The organism is Caulobacter sp. Root1472, assembly GCF_001426985.1.
Lineage (GTDB): Bacteria > Pseudomonadota > Alphaproteobacteria > Caulobacterales > Caulobacteraceae > Caulobacter > Caulobacter rhizosphaerae.
The window spans coordinates 658,877-676,692 of the sequence record NZ_LMFX01000001.1; the positions used below are offsets into that span (position 1 = coordinate 658,877).

15 protein-coding genes are annotated in these 17,816 nt (G+C 66.5%); 7 read left to right on the top strand and 8 right to left on the bottom strand.

What is annotated here, in order from left to right:
• Positions 1 to 120 precede the first annotated feature (120 nt).
• From ASD47_RS02770 to ASD47_RS02785, 4 genes are all read right to left on the bottom strand, one after another.
• Positions 121 to 1,632, bottom strand: a complete 1,512-nt coding sequence (locus ASD47_RS02770; protein ID WP_056751237.1) for a glycoside hydrolase family 32 protein — start codon at positions 1,630 to 1,632, stop codon at positions 121 to 123.
• The gene (locus tag ASD47_RS02775) at positions 1,632 to 2,999 is read right to left on the bottom strand and encodes a sugar porter family MFS transporter (RefSeq protein WP_082564416.1); all 1,368 of its coding nucleotides are present in this window, start codon (positions 2,997 to 2,999) and stop codon (positions 1,632 to 1,634) included. Before ASD47_RS02775 ends, ASD47_RS02770 begins: the two co-directional genes overlap by 1 nt.
• 2 nt (positions 3,000 to 3,001) lie before the next feature.
• The gene (locus ASD47_RS02780) at positions 3,002 to 3,970 is read right to left on the bottom strand and encodes an ROK family protein (RefSeq protein WP_056751243.1); all 969 of its coding nucleotides are present in this window, start codon (positions 3,968 to 3,970) and stop codon (positions 3,002 to 3,004) included.
• 304 nt (positions 3,971 to 4,274) lie between these two features.
• Entirely contained in the window at positions 4,275 to 5,408 is a 1,134-nt protein-coding gene (locus tag ASD47_RS02785; RefSeq protein ID WP_056751245.1) for an ROK family transcriptional regulator, read from the bottom strand.
• Positions 5,409 to 5,750: 342 nt separating this feature from the next.
• On the opposite strand from ASD47_RS02785, the gene ASD47_RS02790 reads away from it, so the two are divergent.
• Entirely contained in the window at positions 5,751 to 6,215 is a 465-nt protein-coding gene (locus ASD47_RS02790; RefSeq protein WP_056751248.1) for a GNAT family N-acetyltransferase, read from the top strand.
• 274 nt (positions 6,216 to 6,489) lie between these two features.
• Here the strand turns inward: ASD47_RS02790 and ASD47_RS02795 are convergent, their stop codons facing one another.
• Positions 6,490 to 8,811, bottom strand: coding sequence for a nitric-oxide reductase large subunit (locus ASD47_RS02795; RefSeq protein WP_056751251.1), 2,322 nt, complete (start codon positions 8,809 to 8,811; stop codon positions 6,490 to 6,492).
• 586 nt (positions 8,812 to 9,397) lie between these two features.
• Here ASD47_RS02795 and ASD47_RS27890 point away from each other — a divergent pair.
• Positions 9,398 to 9,577: a CsbD family protein gene (locus ASD47_RS27890; protein ID WP_056751254.1), complete on the top strand. Its 180-nt coding sequence runs from the start codon at positions 9,398 to 9,400 to the stop codon at positions 9,575 to 9,577.
• Between the two features lie 461 nt (positions 9,578 to 10,038).
• Here the strand turns inward: ASD47_RS27890 and ASD47_RS02805 are convergent, their stop codons facing one another.
• The 3 genes from ASD47_RS02805 to ASD47_RS02815 form a co-directional block, all read right to left on the bottom strand.
• On the bottom strand, positions 10,039 to 10,971 hold the full coding sequence (locus ASD47_RS02805; RefSeq protein WP_056751257.1) for an alpha/beta hydrolase: 933 nt from the start codon (positions 10,969 to 10,971) through the stop codon (positions 10,039 to 10,041).
• On the bottom strand, positions 10,968 to 11,384 hold the full coding sequence (locus tag ASD47_RS02810; protein ID WP_056751261.1) for an EF-hand domain-containing protein: 417 nt from the start codon (positions 11,382 to 11,384) through the stop codon (positions 10,968 to 10,970). The genes ASD47_RS02805 and ASD47_RS02810 overlap by 4 nt, the downstream gene beginning before the upstream one ends.
• A 79-nt stretch (positions 11,385 to 11,463) precedes the next feature.
• Positions 11,464 to 11,871: a hypothetical protein gene (locus ASD47_RS02815; RefSeq protein WP_056751264.1), complete on the bottom strand. Its 408-nt coding sequence runs from the start codon at positions 11,869 to 11,871 to the stop codon at positions 11,464 to 11,466.
• 155 nt (positions 11,872 to 12,026) lie between these two features.
• Here ASD47_RS02815 and ASD47_RS02820 point away from each other — a divergent pair, with 155 nt between their 5' ends.
• The 5 genes from ASD47_RS02820 to ASD47_RS02840 all read left to right on the top strand — a co-directional run bounded on the left by ASD47_RS02820 (position 12,027) and on the right by ASD47_RS02840 (position 17,792).
• Positions 12,027 to 12,746: a response regulator gene (locus ASD47_RS02820; RefSeq protein WP_056751268.1), complete on the top strand. Its 720-nt coding sequence runs from the start codon at positions 12,027 to 12,029 to the stop codon at positions 12,744 to 12,746.
• A 2-nt stretch (positions 12,747 to 12,748) separates the two neighbouring features.
• Complete coding sequence (locus ASD47_RS02825) at positions 12,749 to 14,095, top strand: ATP-binding protein (RefSeq protein WP_056751271.1); 1,347 nt, start codon at positions 12,749 to 12,751, stop codon at positions 14,093 to 14,095.
• Positions 14,096 to 14,529: 434 nt separating this feature from the next.
• Positions 14,530 to 15,132 carry a Crp/Fnr family transcriptional regulator gene (locus tag ASD47_RS02830; RefSeq protein ID WP_235525732.1) on the top strand — a complete coding sequence of 201 codons (603 nt, stop codon included), beginning with the start codon at positions 14,530 to 14,532 and terminating at the stop codon, positions 15,130 to 15,132.
• A 101-nt stretch (positions 15,133 to 15,233) separates the two neighbouring features.
• Entirely contained in the window at positions 15,234 to 15,659 is a 426-nt protein-coding gene (locus ASD47_RS02835; protein WP_056751277.1) for a VOC family protein, read from the top strand.
• Positions 15,660 to 16,013: 354 nt separating this feature from the next.
• Complete coding sequence (locus ASD47_RS02840) at positions 16,014 to 17,792, top strand: alpha/beta fold hydrolase (RefSeq protein WP_162251608.1); 1,779 nt, start codon at positions 16,014 to 16,016, stop codon at positions 17,790 to 17,792.
• Positions 17,793 to 17,816 lie beyond the last annotated feature (24 nt).

A 17,816-nucleotide genomic window follows, 5' to 3' on the forward strand; every position in this document is an offset into this window, starting at 1 on the left:
GGAGGAAGCCGCTGTCGGGCGGCCGGTTCGGCGCTCGCCGAGGATGGAGCCTGACGAGATCCGCCAAGCTCGATGGGGTCGCGTCTCCCGACGGAGGCTAGGCCCACCGGGAGGATCGCGTCATTTCTTGCGCGGATCCGAAAGTGTCCACGCATTGAGCGTCTCGATCGTCGCCTCGCCGCCTCGCGCGGAGACCGACCAGGAAAGCTCGCCGCCGCCGCGGAAGAACCGGTCGGTGATCGTGCGCGCGCCGTCGTTCACGTAGAGCTCGATGATCGATTCATCGACGAACAGGTGAAGCTTGACCTTGCGCCCCTTGAGGTCCACCGGCGCGATGTGGCGGTCGGGGAAGCCCTCATGGAAACTGGGGCCTGAACGGGTCCGGTCGACATAGACCTCGCCCGTTGGCGCGGTGACGCCGACCAGGGTCTGGTAGCCTTGAGCGTCCTTGATCGCGATCTCGACCTGCTGGCTGGAGCCGGTGTCCAGATCGATAACCAGTTCAGCCCGACCGCCCTTGACGGGTAGCGGCTGGGACGCCTCGCCGAGCTTGAGGCCCTCGGCGCTGCTGTGATCGCGCCGCAGCGCTTCCGCCTCCGCCACCGGGGCTTGGTAGAGGCGGTATCCCTCCGATGTCTTGTGCAGGGACAGCGAGCGCGGCAGGCTCATCAGGCCGCGATTGGGATAGGTCGGGATCAGATTGGCGTAGCGCCAGTTGTTGGCCCAGCCGATCGCGATCTTCCGCGGGTCCGACTTGGGCAGGTCGTTGTAGGTGACCGCCGCATAGTAGTCGGCGCCCCAGTCGAGCCATTGCGGATCACCGGTCCAGCTGGGGTCCAGGGTGAAACGCTGGCCGTCGAAGTCGCCGACGAAATACTGCATCCCCGATCCGCCGTTGACCGAACTATCGCCCAGGCTGATGGCCAGCACCCAGCGCTTCTCGCCGGGCTTGCCGCCCTCGATCGGCAGTTCGAAGATGTCTGGACATTCCCAATTCTTGCCGCGCGCGCCGGTGGGCCCAAAGCTGCTGGCCATCGTCCAGCTCTTCAGGTCGCCGGACGTCCAGACCAGCACCCGGTTCTCCGCGGCGATGACGGTCAGCATCACCCAGCGCTTGGTGGCCTCGTGCCAGAAGATCTTCGGGTCGCGAAACTCCGTCGAGCCGATGTCGAGCACCTTGCCGTGGGTAGTCCAGGTGCGGCCCTTGTCGTTGCTGTAGGCCAGATACTGCGACTGGATGCGGGTCTTGGTGTTGTGGCCCGTGAAGAGGGCCACCAAGGGCGGCCGGCCATCCTTGCCAAAGCCGCTGGTGTTGTTCCAGTCGACCACCACCCCGCCCGAGAAGGCTTGGACGTCGGTTTCGGGGATCGCCACCGGCAGTTCCTGCCAGGTAACTAGGTCGCGGCTGACCGCGTGGCCCCAGCTCATATGGCCCCAGCGGTCGCCATAGGGATTGTACTGGTAGAACAGGTGGTACTCGCCCTCGTAATAGACCAGGCCATTGGGATCGTTGTTCCAGTTGCGCGCCGGCGCAAAGTGGTAGCCTGGACGGGCTTCCTCCGCCCGGGCGGACGGGGCCAAAGGCGCGGTGCAGAGGGCGGCGAGCGCGACGGCGAGAAGTTGACGGCGCATCAATGGACCCTCCGAACGTCCATGTCCTCGAGCGCGACGCCGTTAGTCTCAGGCATCACCTTCCAGACCCAGAAAAACTGCAGCAGCATCATCGCGCCGAAGAAGGCGAAGACCCAGCCGCCGACATGGGCGGCGAAGACCGGGAACGCCCAGGTGATCGCGGCGGCCATCACCCAATGGGTGGTGCTGCCCAGCGCCTGGCCCTTGCCGCGCACGGCGCTGGGAAAGACTTCCGAGATGAACACCCAGATCACCGCGCCTTGCGAGATGGCGAAGGCGGCGATGAAGCCCAGCAGGCCCAGAAGCACCAGCGCGCCGTTGGGATGAGCGCTCTCCAACTGCAGCCCCACAAGAATCAGGGCCACCGCAGTCGCCACAGAGCCGAAATAGAGCAGCGGCTTGCGGCCGAAGCGATCGATCAGGAACAGCGCCAGGATGGTGAAGACCAGGTTGGTCCCGCCCACGGCCACCGACTGCAGCAGGGCGCTGTCGGCCCCTGCCCCGCCCAGTTCGAAGATGCGCGGCGCGTAGTAGAGCAGCGCATTGATGCCCGAGAGCTGATTGAACATGGCGATGGCGATGGCGCAGCCCACCGGCGCCGAATAGGCCGCCTGGAAGAGGCTCGGCTTGGCCCTGCTCGCATCGCGATCGGCCGCCACGCGCATTTGCACCACTTCGCCGGCCGGATCGTGGAAGCCCAGACGCGCCATGACGCGGCGGGCTTCCTCATCGCGGTCTTGCACCACCAGCCAGCGCGGGCTGTCAGGCAGGATGAAGGTGACTACCAGGAAGAGCGCGGAGGGAACGGCCACGACGCCGAACATCCAGCGCCAGGCGACATCGGCCGGCGCGAGGCTGGCGATCGCATAGTTGGACAGGAACGCCAGCAGGATGCCCAGGACGATGTTGAGCTGGTTGAGCGCCACCAGGCGGCCACGCACATGGGCGGGCGAGACCTCGGCGATGTAGATCGGCGTGACGACCGAGGCTGCGCCGATGGCTAGGCCGCCCAGGAAGCGAAAGCCGATCAGGCTGTACCAATCGAAAGCCAGGCCCGTGCCCAGCGACGAGATCACGTAGCAGATCGCCACAGCCAGCAGCATGGGCTTGCGGCCAAAGCGGTCGGCCGGGGCGCCGGCGATCAGTGAGCCGATCACCGTGCCGATCAAGGCCGAGGCGACGGTGAAGCCCAGCGCGCCATCGCTCAAGGCGAAACGGCTTTGCAAGGCCCCGGTCGCGCCGGAGATGACGGCGGTGTCGAACCCGAAAAGCAGGCCGCCCAAAGCCGCCCCCAGAGCGGAGAAAACCATCACCAGGGAAACCCTGGATCGAAGAGGCGGCGCGAGCGCTGTGTCGGTGGTCGTCATGGTCAGGAGACCTTCGCGAGGGTTGAAGCGGCGTTCTGTTGCGCGCCAATGGCCCAGTGCATGGGCCATTGGCGGGTGATCATGCGATAGGCCATGGCCAGGGCACCGGTCAGGCCCGCCGAGTCGCCGGCGCTCGGCGCGGCGACATAGGTGTTCATGTCCAGGCCCGCGACGCTGGAGTCGTAGCCGGCCAGTTGGCGCTCCAGCGACGCGCGAACCTGCTCATGCATGTTGACCGGCTGCATGACGCCGCCGCCGATGATGATCCGGTCTGGGCGAACGATGTAGGTCAGGCTGGCGCAGAGGCCGGCGACGTAGTCGGCGATGATCCCCCAGGCCGGGTGGCCAGGCGCAAGCTGCTCGGCCGGCACGCCCCATCGGGCTCGAATGGCCGGCCCGCTGGCCAGGCCTTCCAGGCAGTCGCCGTGAAACGGACAGATGCCGTCGAAGGCCTGGTCTCCCACAGCCCGCGGGAGACGAATGTGACCCGCTTCCGGATGGTTGGCCCCGCCATGCGGCGCCCCGCCGATCAGCAGGCCCACCCCGATACCGGTGCCGATCGTCACGTAGCAGAAGGTGTCGAGGCCACGCCCGCTGCCGAACAACAGCTCCCCGACCGCGGCGCAGTTGACGTCGGTGTCCAGCGCCATGGGCACATCCAAGGTCTGGCGAAAGTGACCAAGCAGATCAATCTGGCTCCAGCCGACCTTAGGGGTGGAGGTGATGGAGCCATAGTCGGGGGCCGTGGCGCGCAGGGAAAGCGGCCCGAAGCTGCCGATCGACAGCGCCGCCAACGGGCCATGTCGCCCTTGGGCCCGAGCGAAGAAGGCGCTCGCCGCGCTCAACGTCTCATCCGGGGTCGTCGTCGGTATGCGGATCTGATCGAGCACGACGCCATTCTCGTCGGCTACGCCGCACAAGAACTTGGTGCCGCCCGCTTCGATGCCGCCGAACAGATTGGGTTCCGCCATGGACTACTACTCTTGGAAAAGGATCGGATGGTCGACGCAGCGCCCGCGCCCTGCAGGAGACGCCCCTGCGCAGGCGAAGGCCTGGTCAGCGCTCGACGCCGAGCAGGGTCAGGTCTTGGGGCGACATGGCGCTGGAAGGCGATGAAGGGCAGATCGCCGCTGACGGCTGAGCGCGGCGCGATACGACTGGTCGAGAACCATTATTTCCTCCCAGGCGCCTTGGCGGCGCACTGCGTCGCATGGCGACGTTATGGGACTAAATCTAGTTATGTGATTTAGTCTGTCAACGAGGAAATCGCCGAGCTTAGTTTCCGTCGCCTTTCAGCAGCGATCCGAGGTTGGGACTGTAGCTGGCATAAAGCGGCAGGAGCCCTGCCCCCACCGCCGGCGCGGCTTCGCGGAGAGCTCCAATCAGAAGTTGGGGCTTGAAGAAGTCAATCGGCGCGGTCGCGGCGATGTTGGCCTTAACCCGGTCGGCGAGCGCCTCAAGCATGCCGGCGTCAAGCGCGCCGCTGAGAATGATCGCGTCGAGGTCCAAAAGGCTGTTGGTGCTCAGAACGACGAAGGCCAGCGCCTGCGCGCAAGTCGCCAGCCACGTCTCGCGGGCGGCCTCGTCGTTTCCCGAACCGAGGGCGGCTTCCAGGCTGTAGAGCGAGGCTCGATGCAGCAGAAAGTCCTGCCCGTTTTCGCCCGGGACCGGCATTGACGCCAGGGCCGCGGCGTTGCCGTGGCGTCCCTGGTGGATCTGGCCACCGATCACCAGCCCGCCGCCGACGAAGGCGCCGATGTGGAAGTAGAGGTAGTTTTCGACCCCCAATCCGACCCCGCAAAGCAGTTCGGCCAGAGCTGCGGCGTTGCCGTCGTTCTCGAAAAACACAGGGCAGCTCAGGGCCGAGCGGAAGGCGTGCTCGACGTCATCGCCGCTCCATTCGCGAGCCTGAGCCACCGAAACGCCGATTTCCTCCCGCCAGGCCCCGATAAACCAAGGCATGGCGATGCCCACCCCCAGGAACGCGTCCCGCTGTTCCGGCTTCAAGGCCGCTAACTGGGTTCGCGCGAACTCGACGACTTCGTCGATGACCACCGATCGGTCGGGAAAGGTCATGGCCCGCGATTGCGTAGCCAAAACCACGCCATCGAAATTGAGCAGGACGCAAGTGAGCCGGTTGCGGCCGATCTCCACGCCGATCGTATAGCCGTTTTCGCCATTAATCTTGTAGATCGTCGAGGGCTGCCCCATGCCGCCCGTGCGGCGGCCGGCGACCACGAGCAGGCCATCGGCTTCCAAATCCTCCACGATGCGAAGCGCCGCTTGCGGAGACAGGCCGGTTATCCTGGCGAGCTCGGCCTTCGAGGCTCCATTCAACCGGCGGATCGTGGAGAGCACCAGACGTTCGTTGTAGCGGCGTACGCCATTGGAATTGCTGCCGCGCGCCATGGAAACGTATGCTCTCTACAATCTCGTGGGTGACGATCGGCGGCCATCTTGGGCGCCGGCACATGAAGCGAGTGGAACACCATATCGGGCTGGCCGTCGGTCTCCACCCTCCCGGCTCGCCCGTCATAGTATTTCGAGATTCGAGCCGACCGAAAGCGCAGTCTTGTCCGGCCGAGCCGCGTTATCTCTGCATTCGGCTACCCCTGCCCCGATCCTGGCGCGGCGACGTCGCGCCAAGAACTGACCTTCGATCTGCTCCAGAAACACGACCTTCAACCGGATCGGGAATCCCTGCGATATTCCTAGCCGCTACCTAATCATCAACAGCAAGACGACCTGACCATGACCGCGCTCCGAATCGTCCCCGGCGACTTCGACGACACCAGAGTAGTCGCCCTATTAGCCGGCCACTTCGCCGCGATGCGCTCAACCGCTCCGGAGGAGAGTTGCCACGTCATGCCGCTGGACGCCATGCGGGAGGCCGATCTCGACTTCTTCGCCGCCTGGGACGGCGAGGACCTAGCCGGCGTGGGTGCAGTCAAGCGATTGGATGAGGGCCACGGCGAAATCAAGTCGATGCACACCGCTGCCGCCTTCCGGCGTCGTCGGGTCGGCCAAGCCATCCTGGACCATCTTCTGAGCCACGCGGCCGCGCTGGGCCTCTCACGCCTGAGCCTGGAGACCGGGGCCAGCGACTTCTTCGTCGCCGCCCGGGCCCTCTATGCCCGCAATGGCTTTTCGGATTGCGCGCCCTTTGGACCCTACAAGTCCGACCCGAACAGCGTCTTCATGACCCGTTGCGTCTGAAGCAAATCGGCCCGCCTCTCTCGAACGAGGGCCTTCGCCAGCGCCTACCAACACGACGACTCCGGAGGGGACCAAGCCAGGAGCAAAACCACGTCATCGATCTACACGGCCCGCCGTCACCGGAACCTTACTGCCGATTGAGTAGGGCAGTCGAAGCCGCAGGATCGGTCGGTTCGACCTCCGCCCCGCCCAGCTGGTTTCGGCGACCTGCGCCAGAAGCGGAACTCAGGACCGTCCCAGACGCCGGACGCCTCGAACCTGAGGCGCCGGACCGTCATCCGCCCCTGACAACGACGGGCTCAAGATCCGGAAGGGGCGTGTCGGCGGTGTCGTCTTGCCGATGGCGGCCAAACAGGGCGCCCACCATGAAGATGATGAAGGCGGCCACGCCCACCGTGAACACCAGATCGCCCGGCACCCGCATCCATACCAGCGCTTGCATCAGCGGGCTGTGGATGACCTCGGCGCTGCGCGCGTAGGCGTAGTCGCGGGTGAAGCTCTGGTAGGCCTGCAACAGGCCCTGCGGGAAGAGCGAAAGGAGCACCATCATCGCCAGGCCAATATTGAGGCACCAGAACGATGTCGCCAGCAACCCATTGTTCCAGCGGGCCGGGTCCGAGAGCCCGCGCATGCAAAACAGGGTCAGGCCGATGCCAAGCATGCCGTAGACGCCGAACAGGGCGGCATGGGCATGGGTCGCCGTCGTGTTGAGCCCCTGCATGTAGTAGAGCGCGAGGGGCGGATTAATGAAGAACCCGAACAGGCCGGCGCCGACCAGATTCCACACGAGCACGCTGGTGAAGAAGGCGAACGGCCAGCGATAGGCTTCCTGCCAGCCGTGCCGATGCTCGAACTTCAGCCGGTTGTAGGCCTCGAACCCGACGACCATCAGCGGCACGACCTCGAGCGCCGAGAATACCGAGCCCAGGGCGATCACCGCGGTCGGGGTGCCGCTGAAATAGATGTGGTGGAACATGCCCAGCACGCCGCCGCCCAAGAAGATGATCGTCGCCAGCAATACCGACGTCGCGGCCACCGACATGCGCACAAGCCCCATCTTCACGAACAAGGCTGAAACGATGGCTGTCGCGAACACCTCGAAGATGCCCTCGACCCAGAGGTGGACGACCCACCAGCGCCAATATTCCATGACCGAGATATGGGTGTGCTGGCCGTAGAAGAGCCCGGTCCCGAACAGCAGGCCGATCGAAACCGTTGCGATGGCGACGAGGAAGACCAGCGAACGGCCAGACTTCTCCCGCAACGCCGGCCAGATCCCGCGCAGCACCAGTACGACCCACAGCAGCAGGCCGACAAACAGGTAGATTTGCCAGAAGCGACCAAGGTCGAGATATTCGTAGCCCTGATGGCCGAACCAGAAATTGGCGGTCCCCGCGCCCAGGTGGCGATTGATCGCGGCCCATTCGCCGGCGAAGGATCCGACGACGATGACCAACAGGCTGACGAACAGGAAGTTCACGCCAAGGCGCTGGAATTTCGGCTCACGCCCCCCGAGCAGCGGCGCGACATAGAGGCCTGTCGCCAGCCAGGCGGTCGCGATCCACAGGACCGAGAGCTGGGTGTGCCAGGTGCGGGTCACCGCGTAGGGGAAATACTCGGCCATCGGCAGGCCGTAGAGACCTTGCCCCTCGACAGCATAGTGGGCGGTGACGATGCCGAGCAGCACCTGAGCGAAGAACATCGCGGCGACGACGACGAAGTACTTGGCGGTGGCGCGCATCGACGGCGTGATGGTGGCGCTGCCGAACAGGTCGCTGGTCGCGAAGCCTTCGACCGGCTCGGTGTCGCGGCGCCAGACGTCGAACTCGCGCGCGTAGTACCAGACGAGGGCGCCGATGCCGGCCAGCAGCACGAAGATAGAGATGAAGGTCCACAGGAAGATCGCTCCCGTGGGGGTGTTGCCGACCAGCGGCTCATGCGGCCAATTGCTGGTGTAGGTAATCGTCTTCCCCGGCCGCTCGGCCGCCGCCGCCCAGGCGGTCCAGAAGAAGAAGGCGCCGAGTTCGTGGGCTTCGGTCCCGGTCAGGGTCGCGTTCTGCGGCATGGCGTAGAGTTCGCGCAGATGCTGGTCGGCGGGCGTGCGATTGGTGAACAGCCCCTCGAAATGGACCGCGGTCGCCGCGATGGCGCTCGCCCGCTGGTCACTGACGGTGATGGCCGCGGTGCGCGGGTCGTAGCCGCCGGTGCGCATCTCGCGCTTGAGCAGGGCGCCGATCCGCGCTTGATCAGGCTCGGTCAGCGCCGCGTAGCTCGAGTTCGTCAATCGGTCGCGCAGGGCGAGCGCCTCGCGGTGCAGCCAGTCCGCGCTCCAGTCGGGCGCCACATAACCGCCATGGCCCCAGATCGAACCCTGCTGCATGCCGCCGGTCGATTGCCAGACCGCCTGGCCGCGCCGGACCTCCGCGCCCGTGTAGACGACTTGGCCCGAAGCTGACCGCACAACGGACGGCATGGGCGGCTTGGTGTGATAGATTTCGCCGCCGAACCACAGCAGGGCGCCGAACATGATCGCCATGCTCGCACCGAAGATGATCCACAGTCGGCGAATGGAGAATTCAGAGGCGTAGTCGGACATGGCCGTCCCTCGCCCGAAAACCGTGTCGGGTGGCGCGCCAGTTGGGGTGTATCGCCGCGGTCTCGCCGCCGCCGGGCCCAGACATCGCCCGGCCTGGCCGGACACCGGAGGATGCAAAGCCTCCGCCTCTCACCTACGGTAGGGCCAGGACTGGATGGATGACAGCGATTTTTCAGTCTGGCGCGCGAGGGTCACGCTTCGGCCCGACCTCGCAGTCGCTAGCCGACCTTCTCCGACGATCCGAACTTCAGCCGATCAGGCCGAGCGCGACGAGAGCGCCACAAGCGGTCCTTGGCTCCGGGCGGAAAGCCGGACGCTCGCAGATCAACGATGAGGGTCCAGCCTGGGCTGGATCCCATAGCATCAAGGTCCTGAATGTTTGCGCATGACCCCCGGTGCTGCTGGGGTTTGGCCGGCTCCCGGTCCAATGGAGATCCTCCGACGCCGCCACGCCGATGCCCGCGGCCAACACCCTGCGGATGCAACCAAAGGCTCAGCCGGGGCCTACGTCTAATGTGCTTGCCCCGATTGGCCGCGCAGCGGCCATGGCATTTCCCGTGGCCGCAGTCTCAGGTGGAGAATGGCCATGAGCAAAGAACGTATCGAAGGCGTGACCCAGAAGAGCGTCGGAGCCGTCAAGGAAACGGTCGGCAAGGCGATCGGCAACGAGCGACTGCAGGCCGAAGGCGTCGCCGACAAGATCGTTGGCTCGGCGAAGGAAGCCGCTGGCAAGGTGATCGACGCCGTGCACAAGGCGACCAAGTAGCGCTAGGACAGGCGCGGCCGGCGCAGCCACCGACCGCACCGGCCGGGGGGCACTGCCTAGACGTCCGCCGTGCGCCAGAAGCCGACCTTGAGATCGGCCCGATCCCGGACCTTCGCCGCGCTAGGACCTTGACGGGGATTTCATGTCCGAACTGCGCCCCGTCGGGCGTCCGGCGACTGGTAGCCGTGGAGAAAGATGATGGTGGGCCGGGGCCCCTCACCGCTCGGCCTGCTTACGAAATATTCCACCCGCGCCGCGTCGTTGTCGGGATGAGCGATCGTTTCGGCCTTGGCCAAGGGAGGACGGGAATGCCCCAAGAGCAGGACAATATAAAAGGCGATCTGGCGAACTGGACGCATGTCGTCTGAAAGATCCTTAGCGGGGAATGGTAACCTCAAGGCTTGTCTTTCGCGGCCCATGCCCCGCCAGGCGCACTTTAGCGCTAGCCAGCCGCCGGACCGCTAATGCCGCATCGACGATCGGCTGGAGATGAAAGCGTCCACGGCGCTGGTATAGGCGCCCAGTAGGCCCAGAGTTCGGTTGATCTCGGCGTGGGAGAGGTCCTGGGGCAGGACCGGCATGTCGCGACCGCCCGCCTTCGCCTTGGCCTGGAACCGCCTGGCGTCGTCGCAGGGATCATCGGGACGCTGGGTCGAGCACACCAGCATCATCGGCACGGCCTTGGGCGTCCATTGGTCCATCGGCGAGGCCTTGGTCCAATAGGCCGGGTCGTCGCCGAACGCCCGGTCGTAAAAGCGGGGGTGGCGGCCGGCCATGGTCCGCGACAGCTGCATGGCCGCCGAGTCCAGCACCACCGTTCCCGCCCACGGCTGACCAACCAGCTCGGGTTTGGACGACACCAGCGCCACGAGGTGCGCGCCGGCTGAATGACCCATCAGGATGATCTTCCCGGGGTCCCCGCCCCAATCCTCGGCATAGCCCTGCGCCCACTGCACCGCCTCAGCGACGTCTTCGGCTTGCTCGTAGGCCATGGCGTAGGGCAGCATGCGGTAGTTGACGCTGACCACGATCCAGCCCCGGGTCAGCCAGTGCTTGAGCTTGTTCTCGACTGAGCCCGTGTTGGCCTTGTCGCCGACCATCCACGCCCCGCCGTGCACCATGATCAGGATCGGCGCGTTGCGGGCGCCCGGCGGGATATAGACGTCCAGCCGCTGGGCGGCGTCGGTTCCGTAGGCGTCGGTCAGCTTACGGGCGCCGGGGGCGATCGCCTGCAGGTCGATCGGGCGCTCCTCCTCGGCCCTCTTCTGCTGCAGGCGCTGCCGCAGTTTACCGCGTAGCCCTAGGTCGAGCTGGGCGGCCTCGACCGCGCCAGCGCTGGTCAGTAGCGCCGCCGCCAAGGCGATCATCACGGTCTTGCGTCGGCGGGTGTTCATTTCAGACTCTCAAGCTGATCACGAAGGGCGGCGACCTCTTCGCGTGACAGGCGGCCATCATGGTCACGGTCGGCGCGGTCGAACAGCGGCGCGGGTCCATCGACGAATTCGGCGCGGGCCACCCGTCCGTCGCCATCACGGTCGGCGCGGGTGATCACCGCCTTCAACGCCTGGGCCTTGGAACGGGTGGACTTGGCCAGGCGCGGGAATTCGGACAACGACACCACGCCGTCGTCGTTGCGGTCGAGGCGTGCAAACTGCGCCGCGCGCAAAGCCTTGAACTCGTCACGAGTGACATAGCCGTCGTGGTTGGCGTCGGCCTTGTCGAGCCCGGCGCCGGGCGTACGCGCGGCGGCCTGGGCGGTAGAGGCGGCCATCATGATCAGGCAGGCGGACAGGATCAGGATCTTCATCTTCAGGCTCCGGAAAATACCCGCCGCGCCCTTCGCATCGGGGGAGGAAGAAAGGCGCGGCGGGCCTGGACGGGTTCGATCAGGGGCGGGTCGTCGTCCCGCTGACAGACCGCGTCGAGCCGTCATATCCGGTGCGTGAGTAGTCGTAGCTAACCGTACCGTCGCCGTTGTTCACGACATCTGTGGAGCGACTGGCCGAGGCGCCGTTGTTGAACGTGCGTGACGCCCCGCCGTGATAGGCGCCGTCGGCCCAGCTGGCGTTGCGGTTGCTGGCCACGCCGCGACCGGCGTTGGTCTGGGTTCCGCGCGACACCGAGATCGCGCCGGGCTGACGGCTGACGTCGCGGCTGTGGACATAGCCGTGGCCGCCTGCGCCCTGGACGCTGACAAGCCGGCCGTGCTGGCCAGCCTGGGCTGGGACGGCGACCATCGCGGTCAGAACCGCGAGGGTCGAGAGGCTCGCGGCCAGGATGGAAGTCTTGCGCATGATGGCTCCATGGGATGGCGTCGGTGTCCCTCGACGCCGCCATATGACCTCCGCCGTGCAATCCCTGGTTTGCGCGGGCCTGACGAACTGTGTCGAAGTGTAAACGGCCCCTGGGACGGCTTTCCCCGGCGCCGAGCTTGAGGCATCTCCCTGGCATGGCCGACAACACGATGATCGCGGTCGTGGAAGACGACGCCGAAATCCGAGACCTGACCCTGGGGCTGCTGCGCCGCGAGGGCTATGAGGTCATGGGCTGCGCCGACGCCGAGGCCTTCGACCGCCTGACCGCCCGCCGGCGGGTGGATCTCGCGTTGCTGGACATCATGATGCCGGGCGAGGACGGCCTGTCGGTCTGCCGTCGCCTGCGCGCGGCCGGCGAGGTGGCCATCCTGATGGTCACCGCCAAGGGCGATGACATCGACCGGGTCATTGGCCTGGAGATCGGCGCCGACGACTACTTGCCCAAGCCCTACAACCCGCGCGAACTGCTGGCCCGGGTGAAGGCGATCCTGCGCCGCACCCGCGAGGTCCATCGCGTCGCCAGCGCGCCACCGGGCGAGGTGCTGGGCTTCGCCGGCTGGCGGCTCGACACCGCCAGCCGCGACCTGACCGATCCCGGCGGCAGGGCCGTTGTCCTGACCGGCGGCGAGCACGACCTGCTGATGGCCTTCCTGCGCCACCCACAGCGGGTGCTGAGCCGCGACCAGTTGCTGGACTGGACCCGAGGCCGCAGCGCCGAGCCGTTCGACCGCGCTGTCGATGTGCTGCTCAGCCGCCTGCGTCGCAAGCTGGGCGCCGGTTCGGGAGGGGAGACCCTGATCAAGACCGTGCGCGGCGGCGGCTATCTGTTCAGCGCCCCAGCGGAACGGCTCTGACCATGATGCTGTCCGACAACCTCTCCACCCGGATGACGGCGATCCTGCTGGCGGGCCTGGCTGTCATGCTGGTGATCGGCGCGGCCCTGCTGGTCTGGCCGCAAGGCCGAGGCGAAGGGGGCGTGCGCTTCTATCAGTTGCCGCGGCCGTCCGAGGCGCGGGCAATCATCGAAGCGGTCGAGGCCAGCCCGCCAGCTGTACGGGCCAAGGTGGTGAAGGCGTTGGACACCGGCGTGATCCGCACGACCCTGGACGAGGGCTTCCCGCCTCTCCAGCTTCGCGCCCGGGCCGCCGACGCCAGTGATCCGGGCTATCGGGCCTATCGCCAGGCCCTGGGCGCGCGGGATTTGCGGATCGACATTCGGCGCGGCGGCCGCCTGAAGGAAGGCGCCCTGCCCGGCCGGCACGCCCTGCGGCTGTCGGTGCGCTTGGCCGACGGCGAGGTGCTGGTCCTGCGCCGCCGTGCGCCAGACACCGCTCGCCAGTTCTTCGGTCGCGTTTCCCTGGCGGCCGCGACCGTGCTGGTCGTCACCCTGCTGATGCTGGCCCTGGCCGTGCGCCAGACCACCCTGCCCGTCAGCCTGCTGGCGAAGGACGTGGTGCGATTCGGCGACAATCTGAACGCCAAGGCCCTGCCCCTGCAGGGACCGCGCGAGTTGCGCGAGTTGTCCGCGGCCTTCAACACGATGCAGGGACGGATCCGAGGATTGATGGACGAGCGCACGCGGATGCTGGCCGCTATCGCCCACGACCTGCGCACCTACCTCACCCGCCTGACTCTCCGCGCGGAGTTTATCAGCGACGACGCCCAGCGCGCCAAGGCCGGGACCGACCTGGCGGAGATGTCTCAATTGCTCGACGACACCCTGCTGTTCGCCCGCCAGGACGCGGGACGCGGCGACGGCGCCCGGGCGATCGACATTCGCCGCGAGCTGGAGACCCTGGTCGCCCTGCGCTTTGAGATGGGCCAGGTGGTGCTGCTGGCGCCCGAGGCGGCGGGCGCGGCCTGGGCCTCGCCCTTGGCCCTGCGTCGCATGATCGACAATCTGGTCGACAACGCCGTGCGCTACGGCGGCGCGGTGACGGTCGACGCCCGCCCGCTGGGTTGCCGGGTCGAAATCACGGTGCTGGACAACGGACCAGGCCTGCCGGACGCGGTGCTGGAAACCATCACCGCCCCGTTCGAACGCGGCGAGACCTCGCGCAATCGTCTTACCGGCGGAGCAGGTCTGGGATTGTCGATCGTCAAGGCCCTGGCCCAAGGCCAAAGCGGACGCCTCACCCTAGCCAACCGTCCCGAGGGCGGGCTCGCGGCGACGATCGATCTACCGGCTCGGCCAGCCAGCTAGCGCCAACCAACTGGCGCCCAGGCGATTATAAACAACCGCGCTCGGTCCAAGGGCGGGCAGGATCACGGCCCTTTTTCCCGGCCCGTCGAGATAAAGGTCCTGGGTTGGCGAAGACGTCCAGGCTCAAGATCGCCCCGGCTTGGATTTCACCGCGCTGCAGCGAGACCGGCCGCGGCGACACCAGGACGTTGCGGAGGAGCAGGCGGCCGATCCGCAGGATCGGTGCGAAACACTGGGGAACCACCTGCGTCCCACTAGCGGGCGAATATTGATTGCCAGATTCCGGACATCGATCCGCCGGCCGACGACGGGAACCGACCTTTGTGGAGGTCTGAGGATCGGGCATTGTACGCGTCAAGAAGCTTGAGCTGACCGGCGGCGACTTGACCCGATCGGGCTGCGATGAGGTGGCGAGTGAAAGTGTTGTGACCGTCTTGGAAGCCCAATCGGATCTGGCCCAATTCTTCGCAAAGGCCCGGACCTACGCGGATCTGTCGCCGCAGGCGGAGGCGGCTTGGACGGCGATCCTTCGGCGCAGGGATTTGCCGAAGGACGCGCCGCTCATCCGGGCGGGAGATGTCCCTAGCGCCTACGCCTTCGTGGTCAGTGGGCTGCTCTTCCAGCACTACACCGGCCCGGCAGGCGACATGGTGATCAAGTACTTCTTCCCTGAGAACCGCATCGCCGCGTCAGTGACCGCCACCATGCTCGGCGCGCCGAGCCGGTTCGGCATCACCGCCATCGAGGACTGCGTCCTGCTGGAATATGACTTCGTGGCGTTCAAGCGGCTCGTGGACGCCTTCCCGGACATGGCCACGTTCTACATCCGGTACCTTGAGCGCCATTGGATCATCGAGAAGGAACCGGAGGAAATCGCGTTCCGGCACGACGACGCCTTGGACCGCTATCGGGCCTTCATCGAGGCGCAGCCCGACCTTCACCGCCGCTTGAAGCAGCACCACGTCGCCGCCTGGCTCGGGATCACGCCGGAAAGCCTGAGCCGCCTGAGGCGCGCCATCGCCTACGGCCGCCGATAGGCCCTCGACGATCTTACTAAAGGTCAAGGCGTCACGGCGCCCGCGCCGCCATGGTCCTCACGTCGCCGCCCGGCGGCGCACTTTTGACCCTTGGAGGCACGATGAGCCAGTCGATCTATCTGAACCTTCCCGTCCGCGATCTGAACGCGGCCGTGCGCTTCTACGAAGCGATCGGATGCCGCAAGAACCCGGACTTCTCCTCGGACGACTCTGCGGCGATGATCTGGTCCGACACCATCGTCTTCCAGCTCCTGACGCACGACTACTTCCTGAGCTTCTCGAATAAGCCGATCGCATCTCCAGCCACCAACGAGATGCTGATCGCCCTGTCGTTCGGCGAACGCGATGCGGTGGATCAGGTTTGCGACGCCGCGGTGTCGGCGGGGGGCCAAACCAATCTCCGCGAGCCACAGGACATGGGCTTCATGTATGTCCGCACCTTCCAGGATCTGGATGGCCATGTGTTTGAGCCCATGTGGATGGATCCTGCGGGACTGCCGGCAAGCGAGGCTCAAAACGCGGGCTAGCCATCCCTTCGATCCAATCTGCGATCTGCAAGGGCGTCGCTGGCGTGGTGCGAAACTCGGCCTGAGCGATACTATCCCGTCCGATAGCCACCTTGTTTCGGCTGTCCCTCAACCATCGCGACCAGCTCCTGCTGGTCGCGATGTCGCGCCTGCGCCAGAGCGGACATTGGGCCCCGCTCCAGAAACACGGCGTTAGACGAAGTCGTCCGAACGACTGTTGTGAACATCCGCCCGCATCCGCCTCCAGACGTCGGCGGGCTTTTCGTCGCAATTGCCCAAGCGCGTCAGCCGAGGCATGTCTGAGCGGTGATTTGGAGATGATTTGGAATGGACTTTGGGCCTGACGCCGAACGTATGGCGTCGCCGAGCGTTGAGCCGGACATCAGCGAAACCCTCCTGGCGGTGGGCGCAAGTCTCGCGACGGGGGCCCCAAAGGCCTTGTTCCACGAGGAGAGCCTGGCCGCGGCGCTCGTGGATCGACAAGGGCGTATCCTAGCGGCGAGCGCCGCCTTCGCGGCCTTGCGGCCCGAACTGGTATTGGACGAGACCATGCTGACGCGGGTCGCCGACGGCGCTGGCGCTGCGATCGTCGAGCGGGTCAACGACGGGCCTCTCGAAATGACGCTCTGCGCCTACGCCTTGGCCTCGCGCGCCGAGGGTTGGATCCTGCCCGGCGCCGTCCGCGCCGCGGCCGCTGCGTCGCCCAACCAGATCGTCGTCCTCGCCAGCCCTTCGCACCGGTTGCAACGGCCCTTGCAAGCGGCCTGTGAGGCGTTCGGCCTGACGGGCCTTCAGACACGGGTCGCTTTGGAAGCGATCCGTACTGGTGGCGTCAGGACGGCCGCTCAGCGCCTGGGCATCTCTTATCACACCGCTCGTGAGGCCATGGCGGAGGCTATGGTGCGGGTGCGGGCACCGCGCTTGCCCGCCCTGGTGCGTCGCCTGGTGTCGCTGGCCTTCGGGGTGCTTCCCGAGACCGAGGAAGTCGATCTTCTGGGGGACGCATGGGGGCTGTCGACCAGGCAGGCGGCGATCGCGGTCCTGATCGCCGACGGCATGACGCGCGGCGAAACCGCAGCGGCGTTGGGTCTCGGCGAGGCGGTCGTGAAACGAGAGCTCAACGAGGTGTATGGCCTGCTGCAGGTGGGCAGCGCGGCCGCACTCGCCCGTAAGATCGCCGAGGCGAACGCCCTGAACTGGATGACACGATCCACCGGCGGCGACATCGGCGTGATCGAAGCGGGCGCCGAACCGCTGCGGATTGTCCACAGGCCTGGCGGCGGCCGTATTGCGGTGAGCGACTATGGACCGGCGTCCGGTCGTCCCGTGCTTGTCGTCCATAGCAGCATGACCTCCAGGATCGTCGCGAGAGGGCTGCGGCGCGCGCTCCAGAGCGCTGGCTTCAGGCCGATCTCCATCGATCGGCCTGGGTTTGGTCTCACCGACGAAATCGAGAGCCTTCGTCCTGGGCTGCACGATCCGTACCCCGCTGCGGCGGATGACGCGATACTGGTGCTCGACGCCCTCAAGCTGCAGACCGTCGACGTCGTCGCGCGCGGCGGAGCCCAATTCGTCGCCGCGCTGCACAAGATCGCGGCCGACCGTCTGGGACGAGTGGTCCTGGTCAATCCGGATCCACCTTCCGCGGCCAGTGGCCGCAGGATCGGTCCCTTCGGCGTCCTGAAGGATGCCTTTCGTCGAAACCCCGCTCTGATCCGCGTCTGGGCCGGTCTGATCGGGACGCAGCTCACCCAGGCCAGGGTGTCGCGCATGTTGGAGCGCTCGATGCAGGGCAGCCCTCCCGACGAGGCCGCCGCGCGCGACCCCGAGATCGTGCAGGACTATTTCCGGGCCGTGCGCACCTTCGCGACCGGCCGTCACACCGGCTACGTGAACGAACAGATCGACTTTGCTCGCCGCGGGCGCGGACAGCCGCCGATCGACGGCACGTCCAACTGGCTGGTCATGGTCGCCGCTCACGATACCCTGCACGAGCCGCAGGAGGTCATCGCCTACTGGCGCGCCGTCCTGGTCGACGCCCAATTTCAGCTCGTGCAGGACGGAGGGCGCCTGCTGGCGCTGAGCCGGCCGCACGATGTGGTCGAGGGCCTCCTCAACACTAGGTCGGGTTAAGCTCCCTGCGGCGACCGCCTGGTC

Coding starts and splice junctions, on each gene's coding strand:
- ASD47_RS02770 (WP_056751237.1), bottom strand. CDS start 1,632: ATGCGCCGTCAACTTCTCGCCGTCGCGCTCGCCGCCCTCTGCACCGCG.
- ASD47_RS02775 (WP_082564416.1), bottom strand. CDS start 2,999: ATGACGACCACCGACACAGCGCTCGCGCCGCCTCTTCGATCCAGGGTT.
- ASD47_RS02780 (WP_056751243.1), bottom strand. CDS start 3,970: ATGGCGGAACCCAATCTGTTCGGCGGCATCGAAGCGGGCGGCACCAAG.
- ASD47_RS02785 (WP_056751245.1), bottom strand. CDS start 5,408: ATGGCGCGCGGCAGCAATTCCAATGGCGTACGCCGCTACAACGAACGT.
- ASD47_RS02790 (WP_056751248.1), top strand. CDS start 5,751: ATGACCGCGCTCCGAATCGTCCCCGGCGACTTCGACGACACCAGAGTA.
- ASD47_RS02795 (WP_056751251.1), bottom strand. CDS start 8,811: ATGTCCGACTACGCCTCTGAATTCTCCATTCGCCGACTGTGGATCATC.
- ASD47_RS27890 (WP_056751254.1), top strand. CDS start 9,398: ATGAGCAAAGAACGTATCGAAGGCGTGACCCAGAAGAGCGTCGGAGCC.
- ASD47_RS02805 (WP_056751257.1), bottom strand. CDS start 10,971: ATGAACACCCGCCGACGCAAGACCGTGATGATCGCCTTGGCGGCGGCG.
- ASD47_RS02810 (WP_056751261.1), bottom strand. CDS start 11,384: ATGAAGATCCTGATCCTGTCCGCCTGCCTGATCATGATGGCCGCCTCT.
- ASD47_RS02815 (WP_056751264.1), bottom strand. CDS start 11,871: ATGCGCAAGACTTCCATCCTGGCCGCGAGCCTCTCGACCCTCGCGGTT.
- ASD47_RS02820 (WP_056751268.1), top strand. CDS start 12,027: ATGGCCGACAACACGATGATCGCGGTCGTGGAAGACGACGCCGAAATC.
- ASD47_RS02825 (WP_056751271.1), top strand. CDS start 12,749: ATGATGCTGTCCGACAACCTCTCCACCCGGATGACGGCGATCCTGCTG.
- ASD47_RS02835 (WP_056751277.1), top strand. CDS start 15,234: ATGAGCCAGTCGATCTATCTGAACCTTCCCGTCCGCGATCTGAACGCG.
- ASD47_RS02840 (WP_162251608.1), top strand. CDS start 16,014: ATGGCGTCGCCGAGCGTTGAGCCGGACATCAGCGAAACCCTCCTGGCG.